Source organism: Croceimicrobium hydrocarbonivorans (assembly GCF_014524565.1).
In the GTDB taxonomy this organism is placed as follows: Bacteria; Bacteroidota; Bacteroidia; order Flavobacteriales; family Schleiferiaceae; genus Croceimicrobium; species Croceimicrobium hydrocarbonivorans.
In genome coordinates, this window is sequence record NZ_CP060139.1 from 252,645 (window position 1) to 271,938 (window position 19,294).

General features: G+C 43.6%; 17 protein-coding genes. 11 read left to right on the forward strand and 6 right to left on the reverse strand.

Annotation, left to right across the window (positions count from 1 at the left end):
• Positions 1 to 2: 2 nt before the first annotated feature.
• Genes H4K34_RS01215 through H4K34_RS01245 form a run of 7 tightly spaced genes read left to right on the forward strand, consistent with a single transcriptional unit; the run spans position 3 to position 7,151 of the window.
• Positions 3 to 893 (forward strand): ABC transporter ATP-binding protein, encoded by an 891-nt coding sequence (locus H4K34_RS01215; RefSeq protein WP_210759018.1) that lies wholly within the window; start codon positions 3 to 5, stop codon positions 891 to 893.
• Positions 890 to 1,729: an ABC transporter permease gene (locus H4K34_RS01220; protein ID WP_210759019.1), complete on the forward strand. Its 840-nt coding sequence runs from the start codon at positions 890 to 892 to the stop codon at positions 1,727 to 1,729. The genes H4K34_RS01215 and H4K34_RS01220 overlap by 4 nt, the downstream gene beginning before the upstream one ends.
• On the forward strand, positions 1,729 to 2,550 hold the full coding sequence (locus tag H4K34_RS01225; protein ID WP_210759020.1) for an ion transporter: 822 nt from the start codon (positions 1,729 to 1,731) through the stop codon (positions 2,548 to 2,550). Before H4K34_RS01220 ends, H4K34_RS01225 begins: the two co-directional genes overlap by 1 nt.
• Positions 2,534 to 3,436: a tRNA (adenosine(37)-N6)-dimethylallyltransferase MiaA gene (gene miaA / locus H4K34_RS01230; RefSeq protein ID WP_246452168.1), complete on the forward strand. Its 903-nt coding sequence runs from the start codon at positions 2,534 to 2,536 to the stop codon at positions 3,434 to 3,436. The genes H4K34_RS01225 and miaA overlap by 17 nt, the downstream gene beginning before the upstream one ends.
• Positions 3,433 to 4,446 carry a tetraacyldisaccharide 4'-kinase gene (lpxK, locus tag H4K34_RS01235; RefSeq protein ID WP_210759022.1) on the forward strand — a complete coding sequence of 338 codons (1,014 nt, stop codon included), beginning with the start codon at positions 3,433 to 3,435 and terminating at the stop codon, positions 4,444 to 4,446. Before miaA ends, lpxK begins: the two co-directional genes overlap by 4 nt.
• Before the next feature lie 45 nt (positions 4,447 to 4,491).
• Positions 4,492 to 5,961: an Asp-tRNA(Asn)/Glu-tRNA(Gln) amidotransferase subunit GatB gene (gene gatB / locus H4K34_RS01240; RefSeq protein WP_210759023.1), complete on the forward strand. Its 1,470-nt coding sequence runs from the start codon at positions 4,492 to 4,494 to the stop codon at positions 5,959 to 5,961.
• Between the two features lie 2 nt (positions 5,962 to 5,963).
• Entirely contained in the window at positions 5,964 to 7,151 is a 1,188-nt protein-coding gene (locus tag H4K34_RS01245) for a TlpA family protein disulfide reductase (RefSeq protein WP_210759024.1), read from the forward strand.
• Here the strand turns inward: H4K34_RS01245 and gap are convergent.
• From gap to ytxJ, 5 genes are all read right to left on the reverse strand, one after another.
• Positions 7,134 to 8,126 (reverse strand): type I glyceraldehyde-3-phosphate dehydrogenase, encoded by a 993-nt coding sequence (gene gap, locus H4K34_RS01250; RefSeq protein WP_210759025.1) that lies wholly within the window; start codon positions 8,124 to 8,126, stop codon positions 7,134 to 7,136. The two genes, H4K34_RS01245 and gap, sit on opposite strands and share 18 nt — an antisense overlap.
• A gap of 147 nt (positions 8,127 to 8,273) precedes the next feature.
• Positions 8,274 to 11,429 carry a T9SS type A sorting domain-containing protein gene (locus H4K34_RS01255; RefSeq protein WP_210759026.1) on the reverse strand — a complete coding sequence of 1,052 codons (3,156 nt, stop codon included), beginning with the start codon at positions 11,427 to 11,429 and terminating at the stop codon, positions 8,274 to 8,276.
• A 60-nt stretch (positions 11,430 to 11,489) separates the two neighbouring features.
• A complete protein-coding gene (gene lipA / locus H4K34_RS01260) occupies positions 11,490 to 12,383 on the reverse strand; it encodes a lipoyl synthase (protein WP_210759027.1) in 894 nt (297 codons plus the stop codon).
• 4 nt (positions 12,384 to 12,387) lie between these two features.
• Positions 12,388 to 13,137 carry a hypothetical protein gene (locus H4K34_RS01265; protein ID WP_210759028.1) on the reverse strand — a complete coding sequence of 250 codons (750 nt, stop codon included), beginning with the start codon at positions 13,135 to 13,137 and terminating at the stop codon, positions 12,388 to 12,390.
• Entirely contained in the window at positions 13,130 to 13,468 is a 339-nt protein-coding gene (ytxJ, locus tag H4K34_RS01270) for a bacillithiol system redox-active protein YtxJ (protein WP_210759029.1), read from the reverse strand. Before ytxJ ends, H4K34_RS01265 begins: the two co-directional genes overlap by 8 nt.
• Before the next feature lie 214 nt (positions 13,469 to 13,682).
• Between ytxJ and H4K34_RS01275 the strand changes: the two genes are divergently transcribed.
• From H4K34_RS01275 to rlmB, 4 genes are read left to right on the forward strand one after another with little or no spacing between them, the layout of a single operon-like run.
• Entirely contained in the window at positions 13,683 to 14,384 is a 702-nt protein-coding gene (locus tag H4K34_RS01275; RefSeq protein WP_210759030.1) for a uracil-DNA glycosylase, read from the forward strand.
• A complete protein-coding gene (locus tag H4K34_RS01280; RefSeq protein ID WP_210759031.1) occupies positions 14,366 to 15,964 on the forward strand; it encodes a BamA/TamA family outer membrane protein in 1,599 nt (532 codons plus the stop codon). Before H4K34_RS01275 ends, H4K34_RS01280 begins: the two co-directional genes overlap by 19 nt.
• 30 nt (positions 15,965 to 15,994) lie before the next feature.
• Positions 15,995 to 17,329: a GWxTD domain-containing protein gene (locus H4K34_RS01285; protein ID WP_210759032.1), complete on the forward strand. Its 1,335-nt coding sequence runs from the start codon at positions 15,995 to 15,997 to the stop codon at positions 17,327 to 17,329.
• Positions 17,286 to 18,035 carry a 23S rRNA (guanosine(2251)-2'-O)-methyltransferase RlmB gene (gene rlmB, locus H4K34_RS01290; protein WP_246452169.1) on the forward strand — a complete coding sequence of 250 codons (750 nt, stop codon included), beginning with the start codon at positions 17,286 to 17,288 and terminating at the stop codon, positions 18,033 to 18,035. Before H4K34_RS01285 ends, rlmB begins: the two co-directional genes overlap by 44 nt.
• A gap of 224 nt (positions 18,036 to 18,259) precedes the next feature.
• On the opposite strand, the gene H4K34_RS01295 is transcribed toward rlmB, so the two are convergent.
• Positions 18,260 to 19,195 carry a T9SS type A sorting domain-containing protein gene (locus H4K34_RS01295; protein WP_210759034.1) on the reverse strand — a complete coding sequence of 312 codons (936 nt, stop codon included), beginning with the start codon at positions 19,193 to 19,195 and terminating at the stop codon, positions 18,260 to 18,262.
• Positions 19,196 to 19,294: the final 99 nt, after the last annotated feature.

Here is a 19,294-nt window from a genome sequence, read left to right on the forward strand (position 1 = left end):
ATTTGGATACCGTCTTAAAGCTCGAAAAGCTCAGCAAGCATTATGGCCGCATCAAAGCGGTAAACGAAGTTAGTTTCGCGGTCCCCAAGGGAAGTGTTTTTGGGATTCTTGGTCCTAATGGCAGCGGAAAAACTACCACCTTGGGAATGATTCTAGGGGTAATTCAGCCTCTATCCGGCTCCTTTTCTTGGTTTGATAATTTATCACCTCAAGAAGCGAAGAAGCATATAGGCGCCCTGTTGGAAACGCCTAATTTCTATCCTTATATGACGGCCCGTCAAAATCTGACTCTGGCCGCCAAGGTGAAGCAAATCAAAGAACCCAATATTGAAGAAGTACTCGAACAAGTTAAGCTCTTAGATAGAGCAGATGATAAGTTCAAGACCTATTCCCTGGGCATGAAACAACGCCTGGCTATAGCTTCAGCCCTTTTAGGAAATCCTGAAGTTTTGGTTTTAGATGAGCCTACTAATGGCTTAGACCCCAGAGGTATCGCTGAAGTTCGTCAGCTTATTCTGGATATCGCCGCAAGGGGAATTACCGTGCTCATGGCCAGTCACATTTTAGCCGAGGTAGAAAAGGTTTGTGAGCATGTAGTAGTATTGCAAAATGGAGTATTACGCTTCGAAGGATTAGCTTCTGAATTATCAGGGGATGCCGCTTTATTGCGCATTAAAGCCAGTGACGATTCTCAATTGGAAGAACTACTGACCCAGCATCCACAAATTCAAAACATTCATAGAGATGGGCATTTCTTCGATTTGGAGATTGATCCCGAATTAAAAGCAGAAGACCTCAATCAATGGCTAGCTGAACGCCAGATTTTCCTCAATCATCTGGAGATTAAGCAAGCGGGCTTAGAAGAAGGATTTTTAAAACTGATCGACTCATGATGCGTCTCATTGCAATTGAATGGTATAAGCTGCGTACCCACCGTTTTTTCTGGTGGGGCATGGGTCTTTTCCTGGTATTATTATCGGTCTTACTCTGGACCTTCGGTAAAATTCCCCTTCCAGGTGGAGGGCCTAAAGCTGAAGATGCTGCTGATGCCGGTTTGGCTATGATGCTGCTCCCTCGAACTTTCGAAGAAGCGGGTTTTTATCGTTTACCATTGATCTGGCAAAATGCCACCTTCTGGGCCAGTTTCTTCAAGTTTATTCCGGCTTTCTTGCTGCTCTTTTTTGTGAGCTCCGAATTTGAATACCGTACCTATCGTCAAAATATTATTGACGGCCTTTCCGTAGGTCAGTTTTTCTTATCTAAGGTTTTTACCCTGGTGCTCTTCTCTGTACTCAGCACCATCGTTGTAGGAATTACCATTGTGGTTTTGGCTTATGCCAATAATGATATGGCCGATGCGAATCTTTGGGCTGAAAGCAGTTTCTTGATCGGCTATTTCATGGAAACCTTCTTCATACTCTGTATGGCCTTATTCCTGGGCTTCCTGACTAAAAAGAGTGTGATCACCATTGTAATCCTCATTATGTATTACTACGTGGTAGAGCAGTTTTTAGGCTATTGGCTTAGCGAGCCCGGTGAGGCCTTTTTCGATTACCTCCCTACCCGACCTTCTCGGGGCCTGGTACCGGAACCCATAAGTCGTATTCTCGATTTCTTTGGTCAGCAAGAAGCACCTAGCTTAAACTGGCATATGTGGTGGGTTTCTCTGGCTTACAGTTTGGTATTTCTGTTTAGTTCTTATTTCTTGATCCGCAAAAGAGACCTTTAATGCTGGAACCCGCAGAAAAAGACTGGAGAAAGAAATGGTATCACATTATTTTCGAATCCGACACCCCCGCAGGTCGACGATTCGATGTACTCCTCTTAATCGCCATTTTAAGCAGTCTGCTGGTAATTATGCTGGAAAGCGTACCGAAACTTCGAGCCCAGTATCAGGAGCAATTTGTGATGCTGGAATGGTTTTTCACCGTCCTCTTTTCCATTGAATACTTAGTACGTTTGGCCATCGTTAAACGCCCCATAACTTATGTATGGAGCTTTTATGGCATTATCGATTTGGTTTCTACCCTACCCTCCTATTTAGCCATGGTTTTAGGAGGGGCCCAATATTTCATTGTGATACGCAGTTTGCGATTATTGCGGGTTTTCCGAGTGCTGAAAATGGTGCGCTTTATTGGCGAAGCCAATGTATTGGGAACGGCATTGCGGGCATCACGACATAAAATTGCGGTTTTCCTCATTGCCGTAATCTGCATCAACTTTATCATGGGCACCGTCATGTACCTCGTTGAAGGCCCGGAGAATGGCTTTAAGAGTATTCCTGTAAGCATCTATTGGTGTATCGTAACCCTTACTACTGTAGGCTATGGCGATATTAGTCCTGCTACTCCCCTTGGGCAATTCATTGCCTCGGTGATTATGATTATGGGCTATGGTGTGATTGCCGTACCCACCGGGATTGTTACCTCAGAAATCACTCGCAGCCAAAGCAAGGAAGAATCCAGCAATAGTAAAAGCTGTTCCAATTGTAATGCAGAGGGCCTCCCTATGCAAGCCAAATACTGTCAGCACTGTGGCGCAGAACTTTAAAAAATCAATCTGGTGCATAGCTGGTCCTACCGCCGTGGGAAAAACCTCGGTGGCAATAAATCTGGCTGAAGCACTTGGAACGGAAATTCTTTCCTTCGACTCCCGACAGTTTTACCGCGAAATTCCCATTGGAACGGCAGCTCCCAACGAGGAAGAGCAAAAGCGGGTTAAGCACCACTTCATTTTAGACCGTAGTGTAAAAGATGAGTTTAATGCGGCCGCTTTCGCGGAAGATGCCGCCATTCGCATTGCTGAACTACATCAGAAATACGATACCCTTATTTTGGTAGGTGGCAGTGGGCTCTATCTTAAAGCCTTAATTGAAGGTTTTGATGAAATGCCTGAGGTGGCAGCTGGAATCCGTGAAGAACTCCAATTAGAGTTGGAAACTAAAGGCTTAGAATGCTTGCAGCATGAACTGCGATCCAGCGACCCCGACTACTATGCACAAATGGATATTCAAAATCCCCAGCGCTTGATTCGAGCTTTGGAAGTGATTCGCAGTAGCGGCCAGCCCTACAGTTCCTTTCGCAATCAAGCTAAGAAGCAATTACCCTATACAGTTCGCAAAATTGGTTTGGAACTCGATAGAAGCGAACTCTACGATCGCATCAACCGACGGGTGGGATTAATGGTATCTGAAGGACTCTTGGAAGAAGCTCGTCCTCTTATTGATTTAAAAGAACTCAATGCACTACAAACCGTAGGTTATAAGGAGCTCTTCCCTTACTTTGAAGGAGCCTACGATTTAGAGTTTGCCTTGGATGAAATTCGAAAAAACAGTCGGCGTTATGCCAAGCGACAAATGACCTGGTTTCGCAGAGAGCAAAATATGGAATGGTATCATCCCAAGGATTGGGAAAAGATCTTAATGAATAAAGCTTGAATCCAGCCCTGAAAATACTATTGCGCCCTTTTGGCATGCTTTACGATCTGGTTACCACCGCTCGTAACCGAGCCTTTGATGAGGGTAGATTGGAAAGCTATCAAAGTGCGGTGCCCACTATCGCCATTGGCAATTTAAGTATGGGGGGAACGGGTAAAACTCCCTTTACAGAATTTTTAATCCAGCAGCTTAGTGCAGAACCCAAAGCAGTAGTTTCTAGAGGCTATGGTCGTAAGTCTAAAGGTTTGTTAGAAGTAAAACCAAAGGGAAGTGCAGAAGACTTTGGTGACGAAGCCCTACAAATTGCCCAAAAGTTTCCGGTACGGGTTTGGGTATCTGAAAAGCGTAAGTTTGGCGTGCAAGCTGCCGAAGCCGCTGGATCGAAACTTATCTTGCTCGACGATGCCTTTCAACATCGCTATGTAAAAGCCCATCGATATTTGATGCTCAGCCGCTTTGATCAGCCTTTCTTTAATGATCATGTGGTGCCGGCTGGCTATTTACGTGAATCTCGCAAGGGGGCCGAAAGGGCCGACTTTGTCATCTTCACCAAATGCCCGGCGAAATTAAATGAGGCCCTAAAACAAAGTTATGTGCAGGCCACAGCACGCTATACCAAGGCTCAGGTATTATTCAGTGAATTGAAATACGGCAAGATTCGTGATCAATTTGGAAAGGAATTGGAAGCTAGGAAAGCTTTGCATCTGATAACCGGAATTGCCGATACCAAAGCAATGATCGAATATTTGGAAAAGGAATATCCCATTTTAAAAAACAATTCCTACCCTGATCATCATGCCTTTACGGAAACCGAGCTGAAGACGCATCTGGCGGAAGCCAAAAAAGCCCAAGCCGCCTTATTATGCACCGATAAAGATCGGGTGAAACTAGGTCCATTATTAGCAGGCATTGAAGCTGATTATCCCTTATACAGCCTTCCGGTAGAACCCATTTTCAGCGCTGCAGACCAAAGCTTGCTTTTAAGTGACCTAGAGTCCCTATTTTCCTAATCTTCCCTTTCTTCAGAGCCAAATTCATTTCGCATCTTTGCACCCATGGCGAAAAATGAAGTATCGGCCGATTTAAGGGCCCAATACGAACCGGTTATCGGTATCGAAATCCACGTTCAGCTTAATACGCGGAGTAAAGCCTACTCTTCGGATCCTACCGAATATGGGGCTTCTCCCAATACCCAAACTAGTCCGATTACCCTCGGACATCCGGGAACTTTGCCCATGTTTAATGAAGGGGCATTGAAAGCCGCGGTTAAATTAGGTTTAGCAGTGGGTGCGCAAATTCGTGAAGTGAATGAATTTGCCCGTAAAAACTATTTCTATGCTGACCTTCCTAAAGGCTATCAGATTACTCAGGATAAAACTCCGATTTGTAATGGTGGCTTTATTGAGGTTAAAGATGATGATGGCAATCCCAAGCGCATTAATCTTACGCGTATCCACATGGAAGAGGATTCGGGTAAAAGCTCGCATGATATTGACCCCTTCAATACCTTAATTGACCTGAACCGGGCCGGTGTTCCCCTATTGGAGATTGTTACCGAACCCGATTTCCGTTCGGGCGAAGAAGCCTACCAATACCTCACTGAAATGCAGCGTTTAGTGCGCTACCTCGACATTAGTGATGGTAATATGGAAGAGGGTAGTTTGCGTTGCGACGTAAATATCTCCGTACGCAAAGTGGGCGCAGAAAAATTCGGTACCCGCGTAGAGGTGAAAAACATGAACTCCTTCCGGAATGTACAGAAGGCCATCGATTATGAGGTGCACCGCCATATTGCCCTAATCGAATCCGGAGGTAAGGTTACTCAGCAAACCTTTACCTATGATGCGGCACGCGCCAAAACCCAATTACTGCGGGACAAAGAAGATGCGCATGATTACCGCTATTTTAATGAACCCGACTTACAACCGGTAATTGTAAGTGAAGAATATGTGAGTGGAATGAAGGAGCAGATGCCTCCCCTTCCCAAAGAACTTTTTGCTAAGTATCGTGAGCATGGCTTAAGCGAATACGATGCCTCCTTACTTACTGATAGTAAGGAAATAGCCTTGTTTTACGAGCAAATCATTGAGCATACCGACAATTATAAGTCGGCCGCCAACTGGATTATGGGTAGCATTAAATCCTGGTTGAATGAAAAAGCCGCTCACATCAATGATTTCCCTTTAAAGGCCGAGCAAATTGCACAGTTAATCGCCTTAGTTGATGAAGGTAAAGTGAGTAATACCGCTGCTACTGGTGAATTATTCAAAGCCTTATTAGCGGAGCCCGAAAAAACGGCTGCACAATTAGCAGAAGAAAAGAACTTAATTCAGGAATCCAATACCGACGAGCTACAAGGCTGGGTAGATGCAGCTTTAGCCAAATACCCAGATAAAGTTGCCGAATACAAAGCCGGCAAAAAAGGCCTTACGGGCTTATTTATGGGAGAAGTAATGAAGCTCTCGCGCGGTAAAGCTGATCCGAAATTAGCCAGCAAATTGGTACAAGAATCTTTAGAAAAATAAACATGAAAAAACTAGTTAGTCTAAGTCTGTTCATCACCTTATTAAGTGCCTGTTCTCAAACAGAGGAAGGCAAAACCGATTTACGCATTAGCGCCCCCGGAGTTAAGCAAATTATTATTGAAGAGCTCCCCGCAACCAGCGATCCTATTGCTGTAGACACCTTAAATTCTGAGGACGGGAATTTCGAACTCACTTTTGCGGTAGACAGCGCCAACTTCTATTTGATTAGTACTGATGATGGCATGCGCATTCCTTTCTTCACCAAAGGAACAGAGCAAATTCTGGTTGAATTGGAGCCTATGGTTCAAGAGGTAAATCGCGGTTACAACCTAAAAGGCAATAAGGAAAGTGAGCGTTTACAGTTGATTAATACTTCTTTCCAAGCTTATATTGATCAGGTAGATAGCTTATCTATGCTACGTCAACAATATCAGGATAGTGCCAATAGCCAGGAAATTGTTCGTCGTACTCAGAAAGACTTTGAAAATATCATTGATGCAGGGACTGCTAAATATCTGGGCTTAATTGATGAGGATCCTGCCAATATCGCCAACCTCTTCATTTTCCAATTGAATATTTACAATAATTCTTTTGTACGGGCTCAAGATCACAGCGAATACTTTAATCGCGTGGATTCTGCTCTGCAAGCCGCCTATCCTAATAATGCGCATGCTACCACATTCCATGCTCAATTGGAAAAAATGCGCGAGCAAATGGCCGCTACGCAAGCTATGAAAGCTCGTCAGGATGCTATTGCCGTGGGTGGACCAGCTCCTGAGATTTCATTACCTAAAGCCGATGGTTCAATCCTAAGCCTTTCTGATTTGCGAGGAAAAGTAGTCTTGGTTGACTTTTGGGCTGCCTGGTGTCGTCCTTGTCGTATGACTAACCCACAATTGGTAAAAGTTTACAATCAATTTAAAGATCGTGGCTTTACTATTTTAAGTGTGTCTTTCGATGGATTACCCAACCAACAAAGCCCAGCTCAAGACTGGCAAGCCGCTATTGAACAAGACGGTTTAGTTTGGGATAATCATGTGAGCGACCTTCAAGGCTGGAACAGCTCAGCCGGACAGACCTATGCAATCCAAAGCATCCCATACACAGTTTTAGTAGACCGCGATGGGAACATCATAAAGAAAGAGGTAAATCCAGCTGAATTACCTGCCTTATTAGAAGCGATCCTTTAAGTAAAGAATTAAGTCACGCAGGCGGTGCGAATAGCCCATTTCGTTATCGTACCAGCCTACAACTTTTAACATAGGGCCTAAGGCAGTGGTAAGCTCCTCATCATACCAAGAGGAATAGGTACTCCCGATTACGTCCCGAGAAACAATCGGTTCGTTAGTATAGCCCAAATAGTTTTTAAGTCTCCCTTCGGAAGCCGCTTTAAAAGCATTATGAACCGCCTCAACTGAGGCGGTTTTTTTTACGGTAAAGGTGATGTCGGTTAAACTTCCATCCGGAACTGGCACCCGAATACCCGCACCACCAATAAGGCCTTGTAAATGCGGGAAAATGCGGGTTATGGCCTTGGCTGCTCCTGTGGTGGTAGGCACGATAGATTCGGCGGCAGCTCGGCCCCTTCTAAAATCTTTATGCGGGCCGTCCTGCAATTGTTGATCGGTAGTATAGCTATGCACGGTGGTGATAAAAGCATGTTGGATACCACAAAGCTCTTCTACCACTTGAATTAGAGGTGCTGCACTATTCGTGGTGCAAGAAGCATTCGAAAGCAAGCGGTCCTCAGCCTGAATGCTTTCTTCGTTAATCCCCATTACTATCATCTTCATATCATCCTGGGGTGGAGCACTTAAAATTACCTTGGATGCCTGTTTTAAATGATCTTGAAGATGGGCACTGGTTTTATACTTACCAGTAGATTCAATGATTAGGTCCAAGTCTAAATCTTTCCAATTCAAATTGGAGACCTGAGCTTCATGAGAAAGCTGAATTTTATGCTTACCAACGTTTAGAATTTCTTCATTCAGTTGAATATCCTCTGGGAAAAGTCGGTGAGTAGTATCGTATTTAAGGAGATGGGCCAGATTCTCGGCCGAAGCCAAATCATTTATTGCCACAACCTCAATCTGAGGTTCATGCACCAGAACCCGCATTAAGCTGCGTCCGATGCGTCCGAATCCATTAATTGCTATTCGAACCATAGGGAATTTTGTTGAGAGGTGAGGCCGCGAAGGTAGCCAGAAAAATACGGTCGGAATGCGAAAATAGATTTCAACATTAGCCCCATTGTTAAAACAAAAAAGCCGCCTCGAGTACCGAGGCGGCTTTTAAATATCTATTCAGAAAGCTTAGTGAACGATCACCAATTTTCCGGTTTTAACCTCTTGACCTTTGATTACGCTAATTACATAATTACCGTTTTTAAGGCTTTGAATTGAGAAGCTTACTTTTTCAGTTCCGCTAGGTAGATTATTGTAGGAAACTGATTTCACCAATTTACCGCTCATATCGCGAACATTGATTTTCACATCGCTGCGATTCTCAAGATTCAGAACAACATTTACATTGTTTTGAGCAGGGTTAGGGAATAATTCCAATTTCTCAACTGCGGCTACTTCAGCTTGCTTAGGTTCATCAATACCTACAAAATCGGAAGTAGAGCCAGTGCGGAAGATACCACGACCATGAGTAGCAGCGTAGATCGCTCCTTCAAAGTCAGTATTGCTTACAAGGTCATAACGAATTGTACGAGTTTGCAAGAGGTCGAATACCTGAACATTGGCTAAACCATTATTCTCAGCGGTCCAGCTAACATTGCTTGCAGTAATATCATCAGTGGTGAACACACCCAGGTCAGTTCCTAAGATCACCTGACCACCAGTTGGATCATTGTAGTTGATCACAGCATCCATTACCGGCATTGGAGGTAGGTTACCATCCTTAGCCACAAATCCTGAGGTACTCAAAGATGCTGAGCGAGCATTCTCGGTGTAGAAAACGTGATTCAAGTTGGTTCCGTAATTACCACAAGTAATAATTAAACGATCTGGATCTTCAGTATCAATTACAATGCTAGTAATAGAACGGTTAGGCTGACTGAAAATCACGCGATCGTTTATCACTGCATTGCTTGCGGCTGGAGGATTCACTAAATAGTTGATGTCAATATCAGCAGTTTCTTTGGTACGAGCATTGGTTAGGTTCGAATAACGTACTACTCGACCAAAGTTAGTACCTACAAATAATACGTCGCCATCATGGCTGAATGCCATACAAGATGGAGTTTCACCATTAGCTAAGGCTCCAATGTGCCACCATTCTGGGATTTGAGTGCGGTTGCTCAATACATCGCGAGTTAACCAAACACCACCGCCTAAGTTTCCAGGCTCACTAGCATTGGTATAGGCAGTTAAACCAACTGCAAACATTGATTGAACCGGATCTTGCACCATAAAGGTATCGCTAGGGTTCAAACCATTTGTAATAGTTTCTGTAATAGGAATATCACCAGTCTCACTTGGAATGATGATGATTGCACCTGGATCATAGGAAGTAGCAACGCTAGCGCGAATTTCCAAAGAAGTACCATTATTGAACTCAACAGTGTACTGTCCAGTAACTGCATCAAAAGTACCAGTACCATCACCACTTAAGGTACCACTGGCATCAGAGGTTACTACTTGAGATCCGGCCTTTACCACAAATGACTCAGGTACAAACTTAGTTGAACTTTGAGGCTTAGTAAACTGGCTGGAGTAGCGGGGATTACCATTACCAAAGCCGTAGCTCATTTTAATGGTATCAGCAATAAAAGCAATAGAGTCGATACTATTGCGATCTTCCAATTTCTCCCATAATAAGTAAGGGGTTACGAAGTCTGCAAAAGCAAAGCTGAAGGCATTGTAACGACCAGCCATTCTACTATTGTAGAAATAAGAGTATTCATCACCAGAGTTGATAGAACGTCCAATTTGACCGTACTGACGGGCTTTGAAACGTACTTCTTGATCCAAGTGAGAAATAGCAGTATAGCCACCATCACCATCAAATACAGATCCGTCTGGCTGAGTAATACCAATGGTACGCACGCCTCCTTTAGGTAATGTGGAATTTGGGTCAATTTTAATGGTACCATTATCCTGAGTACCGCCGGTCATCACTCCATCGAAGCCAACTGCCATTTTGTAGAACTGAATGGTCGCATAACCTTTGTTCTCTTCAGTCCAGCTAAAGCCGTCGTTAGTTGATTTAAAAATACCACCATCATTACCTACGTATATGGTATTGCTATCGGTAGGATGCCATTGAATCTCGTGTAAATCTACGTGTACATAAAAGTTTGTAGAGCCTGAGTTCTGGCTAGCAATTTGGAACCAACCATTATCCTTGGACCATTCCCACATAGTTAAACCACCCACAATGATGCGCTCCTTATCCTTTGGATCCACACCAATCATCACAGCAAAAGGTGATTGATCAACCATGCTTAATAAAGCAGAACGCGTTCCGATAACTGACCAAGTAGTACCACCATCTTTAGATTGGTATACACGATCGAAAATACGACCGGTAGTTACTAACACGTATACATAATTTTCATCGGAAGGGCTAACGGCAATCTTCATACGGTCGGTAGTACGACCAATACTAGTTGCAGTATTTCCACCCGTCTGGGTGATTTCATTGAAACTTCCGGCGCTACCATCGGTAGATTTCCAAATTCTTTGTCCCACTTTCGCCCAAACAGTACCCGACTTCGTTACTACGATGTCTTGACCGGTTCCAGAGCTAATTTCAGTAGTCCAGCTATTCCCGCCATCATTCGAGATTTTCAAACCATCCGAACTGGCCACGTAAATGCGATTGGCATTATTAGGGTCACAAGCAATTTTACCTACTTCAGTCCAACCCTCATTAGGGTTTTGAGAAGGATCGGTGCTGGCTAATTGGCTAAAAGTTAGGCCGCCGTCGGTAGATTTAAAGATACCGGCACCGTCTAAGGTATTTACGAATAAATAAGAATTCTCTCCGGTACTGGCATAAATGGCACCATCAGCTCCTTGAGCTAAATCAGTAACCACTAAGTTTTCCATTTGATCATCCACTGGAATCCAGCTACGACCGCCATTAGGGCTATGGAAAATACCTCCGGTTACAGAACCGGCCCACATTTTACTGGGATTATCTTTATCAAAAAGGAGCGAACGAGTACGACCACCCATATCATTAGGTCCCATCTCAGTCCACTGCAGGCTCAAGCTGGAAGAAGAGTTTTTAGCCATACGCTGCAATTGTTCGCGTGCTGCAATTACATCTGCTTCTTCAACTTTACCGGTAACAGGGTTTCTTCTAATCCTGCTCATATACTCCGCGTAACCTTGAGCACTGGCTTCATTCAGGCTCTGCTCGCGAGGCTCGTAATAATTCTTTTCGGCGGGGCTCATCCAGATATAAGCTCCAGCTAGCATTAAGCCACCGATGGAGAAAAGTAATCCTCTTTTCATTCGTTTTCCGTTTGATTTATGCTGTGCGACAAATATAATTTCTAAATACTTAACCTTGGCTTAAAACATGTGTCTTTCCGCATGATAGGAAGATCGAACCAAAGGTCCACTTTCAACATAACGGAAGCCCATATCCAGGCCAATTTCTTTGTACTTCTCAAACTGCTCCGGTCTAACAAACTCTTGTACAGGGAGATGCTTTGGAGTAGGTTGCAAATATTGACCAAGAGTAACGATGTCAACCTTGGCCTCTCTTAAGTCTTTTAATGACTGTATAACTTCTTCTTCTTTTTCGCCTAAGCCGAGCATAATACCCGATTTAGTGCGTGGCAAGCCCTGATCTTTCAAATATCGGAGTACAGCCAAACTGCGATCGTACTGAGCCTGAATACGTACCTGACGAGTTAAGCGGCGCACGGTTTCCATATTGTGAGACACAATTTCGGGAGCCGCTTCTACGATACGATCGATATTATGCCATTCGCCTTTAAAGTCGGGAATCAAGGTTTCCATGGTAGTTCCCGGACTCATTCGGCGTACCGCTTGCACGGTTTCTTTCCATATAATGGAGCCACCATCCCGCAAATCATCACGGTCTACCGAAGTAAGCACGCAATGCTTAACCTTCATCAATTTTACGGAGCGCGCCACTCTTTCGGGCTCATCCCAATCTACGGTATCCGGGCGACCCGTTGCCACGGCACAAAAACCACAACTGCGGGTACAAACATTGCCTAAAATCATAAAGGTGGCTGTACCCTCTCCCCAACATTCGCCCATATTCGGGCAATTTCCGCTTTCGCAGATGGTATGCAAATCGTAGTTCTGTACCAGACTGCGTACCTTTTTATAATTCTGTCCGGTGGGCAATTTTACGCGCAACCATTTAGGTTTGCCCGTGCTAATAGCCCCCTTCTCCCGAACAGGAGATTTTGCTTCTAAAACTTCACTCATTTCCTTAGTTCAGTTTATAACCAAAGTTTACTGTAATGTACAACTGAAAAAATCCACTCCAGTTGATATCCCGATCTTCCTCAAAGAAGATGGGTACTTCTGTAAAGAAGTAATCATAGATAACTCCGGCCTCTACACTGGTGATTTTATCATCCAGTAATTGGTAGTCAAAACTTATCCCACCTTTTAGATAGACGCCAGGTTTTAATTTGGTTTCCTCAATTCCAGTTAAAAAATTTGCCTCACCATTAATATTGGCTGGATTTGTCTCTCCGGTATAGCGAATTATACTGGTGTAATATTCACCATCCGGACCAAACTCATCCACACTTAAGTAGATAGGCTTTAAGAGGCCCAAAGACAGGCCACCACTGAAAATCGAAGAAATAGATACCGATCCTTGATCCGTTTTATCGAAGAGAGTATGCTCATGAATATAGCCTACCCTAACACTGTAAAACGAATTAATGCGGCCTTTTACAAAACCGCGGTAATTATTAAAAATATCTTCCGATGAAATAGTCTCTTTTGGATGTCTGAGCTTCACCAAGTCAATTTCCAGACCGGCCGCATTATAGCCATCCAAAAATTTGAGGTAACGACCATTTAGGCCATATCCTCTACTGTGAAAATTGATTCCTCCGGTATAGGCGCGATCATAAACCTGACGCTTGAAATCCGCATCCGTATCCAGCTGTGCCTGTGCCGACAAAGCGAATAGGAGCATGAATGTCAGGATTCTGATCTTAGCCATTTACGAGTTCTTTTATATCCTTAACGTTAATTCCATTATGGGAGGTTTGGTATTGAACTCGGCCTTCCTTAAGTAAAATCAACTGAGGCGATTCGTGGTCTACGCCGTAATGACGAGACACGGCATCGGAGGTTGTCCGATACTTAATCAAATCTAAAAAATAAACCGGTAAATCGGAAAGATGTTCATCCCAGTCGCGTTGTAAGCGGTTCCATGCCATGGCACTGATTACACAGCGAGTAGAATGCTTAAAGATGATGGCAAATTCCTGCTCAGAAACCTGATCTATCTCTTCAAACTGTGCGGGATCTGTTAATGTCCGGATATTCATCCTTAGACATTCACCTCCCCAGCCTCTGGTACTGCAGTATAAGCAGGACACTTTTCAGCTCCACCACAGGAAGTTATTGCTAAAGCCCCCGCTACTAAGATCACTGCTACCAATACTTTTTTCATAATTCTTTTGATTAAAGAGTAATTAAGATAGATTGCAACAAAGTTAGCCAAATATAGCTAACCACAGTTCCTCTATTGTTAACTCAAAAATGCCGATTGTGGTATTCTATCAGGACCTTCTCCAACAGGCACATCCTTCCTGGCGTCCTTTTTTGGAGTTTGAATTTAAAAAGGATTATTTCCAAGAACTCTTGCGAAAAATTAATAGCATTAATTCTACAATTCCTATTTATCCTCCCAGCAGCTTATGGTTTAAAGCGTTCGAATTTTTCCCAATGGAAGAATGTAAGGTGGTTATTTTAGGCCAAGACCCTTATCACGGCCCAGGGCAAGCGCATGGTTTAGCCTTCTCGGTTCCTACTGGAATGGCCTTCCCTCCTTCCTTGAGAAATATTTTTAAAGAATTGCATGCTGACCTTAATATCCCCGCTCCCTTTAGTGGTGATCTAAGTCCATGGGCAAAGCAAGGAGTATTATTGCTTAATGCTAGTTTAAGTGTAGAAGATGGCAAGGCCGGAGCGCATCTGAATTGGGGTTGGGAAACCTTTACCGATGCACTCATCGAATACCTAGCCAATAGTCAAAAATCGATTGTATTTATTCTGTGGGGTAAATATGCCCAGGGCAAGAAAAAATTCATTCCCGCCGAAAAACATTTTATTCTGGAGGGCGTTCATCCCTCACCCTTATCGGCCCACCGAGGCTTTTTTGGTAGTAAACCCTTTTCCCAAGCCAATCAATTTCTCGAAAAACAAGGTTCTAAGGCTATTCAATGGCAGGTCGACTTCTAAGCATATTTGTGCTTTTTATGCTAAGCTTGGTTCTAAAAGCCCAGGACTATAGCGTCATTAGCCCCAAAGCCAGTTGGACGCGTGAGCTGGAACAAACCCTGCAAGACAGCCTCAACCCCACACAATTACGCTGGAAAATTCAAGAAGCGGGATTTTGGCTACACTATTGGAAGGGCGACAGCCTTTACAGCGGCAACAAGCTGGAAATTGGTGAATTGAAAATCCTAAATGGAAGTGATAGTTTAGACTACAAACATCCGGATGCACTGGCCTTAAACGATTCCAATTTTCGGATTGTACTAAGTCGGAAATTAAGACAACAATCCAATTTGGGATATCCTTTTGCTGCCTTTCGGCTGATGGATTATCAGGTTATTGATGATCATTTAAACGCTCGATTGCAATTAGATTCCGGTCCCTTTATTCAGTTCGATTCCATTGTTGTTTTAGGCTATGATGATATACACCTGCCTCTGCTCTATCAGGAAATCAATTGGCAAAAAGCTAGCCCTTACAGCGATCTCTACCTTCAAAACTTACAGGATTATATCGGTCGAACGGCCTACCTTCAAATGGAAAGAGCCCCGGCGGTAGCCTTTTTCCCCAATAAAGCTCGACTCTATTTATATTTAAAAAAACGCAGTTCCAATCTTATTAATGGGGTTTTAGGCCTCAATACCGATGACGAAGGAAACACGCAATTAACCGGTGATTTTCAACTAAAACTACTTAACCTCTTTAATCGTGGAGAAGGTATTGAACTGCGTTGGCAAAGCCCGGGAGCCCAGGCACAGGAATTTGAATTGGGTTTTCGATATCCCTACCTATTTAATAGCCCTTTAGGATTAGCGGCCCAAATTGAAATCTTTCGCCAAGACAGCAGTTTTGTACGTCAGGAGTTTAATCTGAATCTACCCTATCGATTGGCTCAAGCGGCTCACTTTAGCTTAGGCCTTACGTATTTTAGTTCCGAGCCCTTGGGAATAGCCGATGACAGTCGTTTAATCAAATCGGTGCAAACCCTTCGTTTTAACCTGGGCTTTGATATTGACCGACGCAACGATGCTATTGTAGCACGTAAAGGCTATGCTTTGGAATTAAGCCTAGGCAGTGGTCAAAGGCAAAGTGAAGGGGTGGAAAGTCGGCAATTCGCCTGGCATTCCAATTTTCAATATTTTGCCCCCTATAAGCGCTGGGTTTGGCATCAGGAAATTCAAAGTGCAGGCTTAAGCGGACCAAATTTGCAAGACAATGAAGTTTTTCGACTCGGCGGATTGCGAAGCTTAAGAGGTTTTAATGAATGGACCTTTTTTAGTCCGGCCTATGGAATTCTTCGTTCCGAGTTGCGCTATATGTTAGGCTCTTACGACTATCTTAGTGCTTTCGCTGATTTGGGATTTGCCGAAAGACAGGCTCTGAACCGAGGATTATGGGATCGACACAGTGGCATTGGCTTAGGCCTGAACTTTCAAACGAAAGGAGGAATTTTCTCGTTATTTCTGGCAGTGGGTCAGAGTAATTTGGATAGCTACGATTTCAGAGCTGGAAAAATTCACCTCGCCTATGTAAACCGTTTCTAAGCCTAAGGCTTAATACTTAACTTTGCTACCATGTATAAAAGATTAGTGTTTGCTTTACTATTTGTAGGACTCTGGCAATGCCGGGGCCCCGAAGGCTTGCAAACCAATAATCTTTCCTATCTCTATAATAAACAGGAAGTGGGCTTACGCCCGAAGTTTAATATTCATCCTATTAGTGATACGCTCTTTGAAGTGCATTATCAGGTACAAAGCGACAACTTCCTTTTCTCTCGTCCTACCGACGAATCCGATTATGAGGCTCGTATAAAAATTGAATACCGCCTCTTGCCATCTATCGAAAGCACTACCCTCTTAGACAGTGGCTGGGTGCATATCGATCATCGGGTTCCCAAAGTGAAAAATGAAATTCTGGAAGGGCAATTCAATTTACATATGCCGGAGGATCTTGAAAAAGCCATGCTTTATTTAAAGGTTTACGATCTCAATCGCGGTAGCAGTCAGGCTAATTTCCAGTGGATTAACAATAGTAATTACAATTCTCCCAGCTATTTCGAATTATTGGATAGCAATGATCGCTTGCTTTTTAAAAGCCATATTCCAGCAGGATTGCCTTTTAAAATCCGTCATTGCTTATTAGATAATAAGGAGATTTATGTAAGCCATTACCGACGCGAATTCCCATTGGCCTTGCCGCCTTATTCCAGCAGTCAGGATGAATCCTTTGATATTAAACCTGACACTACTTTTTTGGTTCCCACCAATCATTTGTTGAGTTTCAGAGAACCAGGCTTTTACCATTTCCGTTTAGATACCAGTCAGTGGCAGGGCTTTACCGTTCAATATTTCTATCCGGGCTTTCCACTGGTTGGAAATCATCAACAAATGGCCGAACCCCTGCGCTATCTCACTACGCAAAAAGAGTATGCTGAGATGCAAGCTTTAATGAATCAGCCGGAAGCCTTGAGAAAGTGGATTGATGATTTTTGGATTCGCAAAGGGGGTAGTTCAGAAAGAGCTAAATCTTTGGTAGCAGCATATTACCAAAGAGTGGAAGAAGCTAATAAGCATTTTAGCTCCTATCTAGAAGGTTGGAAAACCGACCGTGGCATTGTTTACATTATCTATGGACCACCCAATGCGGTATATCGTTCCTCCACTGGTGAGGCCTGGGTATATGGTAATGAGAACTCTTCCCTCTCCTATTATTTCAATTTCTTGCATTTAGATAATCCTTTCAGCGATAACGACTATTCGATGGAACGATCCAATCAGTATCGTTATGGCTGGGGTCAAGCAATTGAAGCCTGGCGCCGAGGGCATATCTACAACTCGAAAGATATTCGTCGCGAACAAGATGACTATGACCAACTCCAATACCGAAGCCGATCTCCTATGTGGTATTAGGCCCCTTCTCGAAGCCATTGAAGCAGGAAAGGAACTCGATAAAATTTACATTCAGAAAAACTTACAAGGGGCGCTCTTCAAGGAATTGTGGGGTGTGATCAAGGAACATAAGTTACCTTATACGGTAGTTCCCAAAACCCGTCTGGATAAGTTTACCCGTAAAAATCATCAGGGGGTAATTGCCACGATTAGTGTGGTACAAAGTGTAGACCTTAAAGAAGTGGTGCAAGCTACCTGGGAAAAAGGTGAAGACCCACTGATTGTTATTCTGGACCGCGTGAGTGATGTACGGAATTTAGGGGCTATTGCTCGTACTGCAGATGCCGTGGGCGCCCATGCTCTGGTAACTACCATGCGCAATTCTGCTGCCTTTAATATGGATGCAATGAAAGCCTCGGCGGGTGCTCTCAATCACTTACCCGTTTGCAAGGAAAGTAACCTCAATGAAACAGTTACCTGGCTTCAAATGAGTGGCATTCGGGTGGTATCCTGCAGCGAAAAAACTGATCAACTATCCTACGATACGGATCTCACCGGACCCTTGGCCTTAATTATGGGATCCGAAGATAAAGGTGTAGCTCCTGAACGCTTAAAGGCCTCAGATGAAGTGGTGAAATTACCCATGCTGGGAAAGGTAGGCTCGCTCAATGTATCTGTAGCTGCCGGAGCGGTCCTCTATGAAATCGTGAGACAGAGAAATCTCTAAACATCAACTTAGTCGAAAACAGGAATTTCACCTTTACTCGAGTGGCAGCTTTGTTTGAAAGAATAAATCTATTACCGAAGTCGAAATGTAATCCAACAGGGAGCTCGCGACCGACCTAATTACTATCTACTAAATACTGAAGAAACCTCAAGTTTCTTCCAAAAAAAAACCGTCCCAAATAAAATTCGAGACGGTCTTTAATATTGTAGTGTTAAAACTATAAGCTAGTTCTTCTGCCACTTCTTAACCGTAAGAACAGTGCCGGCTTCTTTTACACGCAATACATATATGCCTTTGGCTAGATCACTAATGGAGAAGCTCATTTCACCTTCTGTGCTTTCAGCGGTATAAGACTGAATTAGGCGACCATTTAAATCTAAGATCTCAAAGCTGGTTTGCGTGCTTGCTTCAGCATAGGAAACCTTTAAGTAATCCTGAGCAGGATTAGGGAAATAACTGAAGTTGAAAAGCGGACGCTCCACCAGGCTCACATTATCCGAAATCTCAAAAGCAGCAATCGTTACATGCATGGCTCCGCTGTTTTCCAAAACATTCATATCATACATACCCTGAGGCACACTAGAAGGAGCACTAAAGTCAGCAGTGAAAGTGCTGGCATTTTGTACCGCGATATTGCTAAAATTCTCGAGCACCAAATTCCCTTTACTTAGCCATACATTCTGAATTCCAGTCATGGCATTTTTAAAGGAACCTGCCGGTACAGAAATCGTCATTCCATTGAGGGTATTCCCCGGCTTCACACCATTGGGCTGCACTTGAATGAAGTTACTAGTAGGTGGCTGCACGGTGAAAGCTGATGGATCGAAATTGATAGTATTACTGCCGCCGGTCATCACTAATAAATTATAGCTACCTGAAGGCGCATTAGGGGGCACTACTAAGGTTCCGGTAATTTGCGTTGGGCTGCTTACCTGAATATTGGAAAAACCAGTAATACTGCCTTGACTAATGGTAAAGGAACCTTGACTGTACTGCAATTGTACCGTCGCAGATCCGGATTGAAACTGGGTATTTTGACCCGATATAATAATGGGCAAAGTTTGTCCTTGGCTACCAGTATTCGGTTGAATACTGGAAGACTGCGCCATGAGGGAGCCACCAAATAAACAAACAACAAAGAGAAGTAATGTTTTAGGCATTTAGGGAAATTTCAGAGTTAGACCTGAAAATTAAAGGATTTCTTTGAAATAGAAGGACTTCGAACCTTCTTTAACAGTTTGAGCGCCCAAAGCTGAACC

Coding starts and splice junctions, on each gene's coding strand:
- H4K34_RS01220 (WP_210759019.1), top strand. CDS start 890: ATGATGCGTCTCATTGCAATTGAATGGTATAAGCTGCGTACCCACCGT.
- H4K34_RS01225 (WP_210759020.1), top strand. CDS start 1,729: ATGCTGGAACCCGCAGAAAAAGACTGGAGAAAGAAATGGTATCACATT.
- gatB (WP_210759023.1), top strand. CDS start 4,492: ATGGCGAAAAATGAAGTATCGGCCGATTTAAGGGCCCAATACGAACCG.
- H4K34_RS01245 (WP_210759024.1), top strand. CDS start 5,964: ATGAAAAAACTAGTTAGTCTAAGTCTGTTCATCACCTTATTAAGTGCC.
- gap (WP_210759025.1), bottom strand. CDS start 8,126: ATGGTTCGAATAGCAATTAATGGATTCGGACGCATCGGACGCAGCTTA.
- H4K34_RS01255 (WP_210759026.1), bottom strand. CDS start 11,429: ATGAAAAGAGGATTACTTTTCTCCATCGGTGGCTTAATGCTAGCTGGA.
- lipA (WP_210759027.1), bottom strand. CDS start 12,383: ATGAGTGAAGTTTTAGAAGCAAAATCTCCTGTTCGGGAGAAGGGGGCT.
- H4K34_RS01265 (WP_210759028.1), bottom strand. CDS start 13,137: ATGGCTAAGATCAGAATCCTGACATTCATGCTCCTATTCGCTTTGTCG.
- ytxJ (WP_210759029.1), bottom strand. CDS start 13,468: ATGAATATCCGGACATTAACAGATCCCGCACAGTTTGAAGAGATAGAT.
- H4K34_RS01275 (WP_210759030.1), top strand. CDS start 13,683: ATGCCGATTGTGGTATTCTATCAGGACCTTCTCCAACAGGCACATCCT.
- H4K34_RS01280 (WP_210759031.1), top strand. CDS start 14,366: ATGGCAGGTCGACTTCTAAGCATATTTGTGCTTTTTATGCTAAGCTTG.
- H4K34_RS01285 (WP_210759032.1), top strand. CDS start 15,995: ATGTATAAAAGATTAGTGTTTGCTTTACTATTTGTAGGACTCTGGCAA.
- rlmB (WP_246452169.1), top strand. CDS start 17,286: ATGACCAACTCCAATACCGAAGCCGATCTCCTATGTGGTATTAGGCCC.
- H4K34_RS01295 (WP_210759034.1), bottom strand. CDS start 19,195: ATGCCTAAAACATTACTTCTCTTTGTTGTTTGTTTATTTGGTGGCTCC.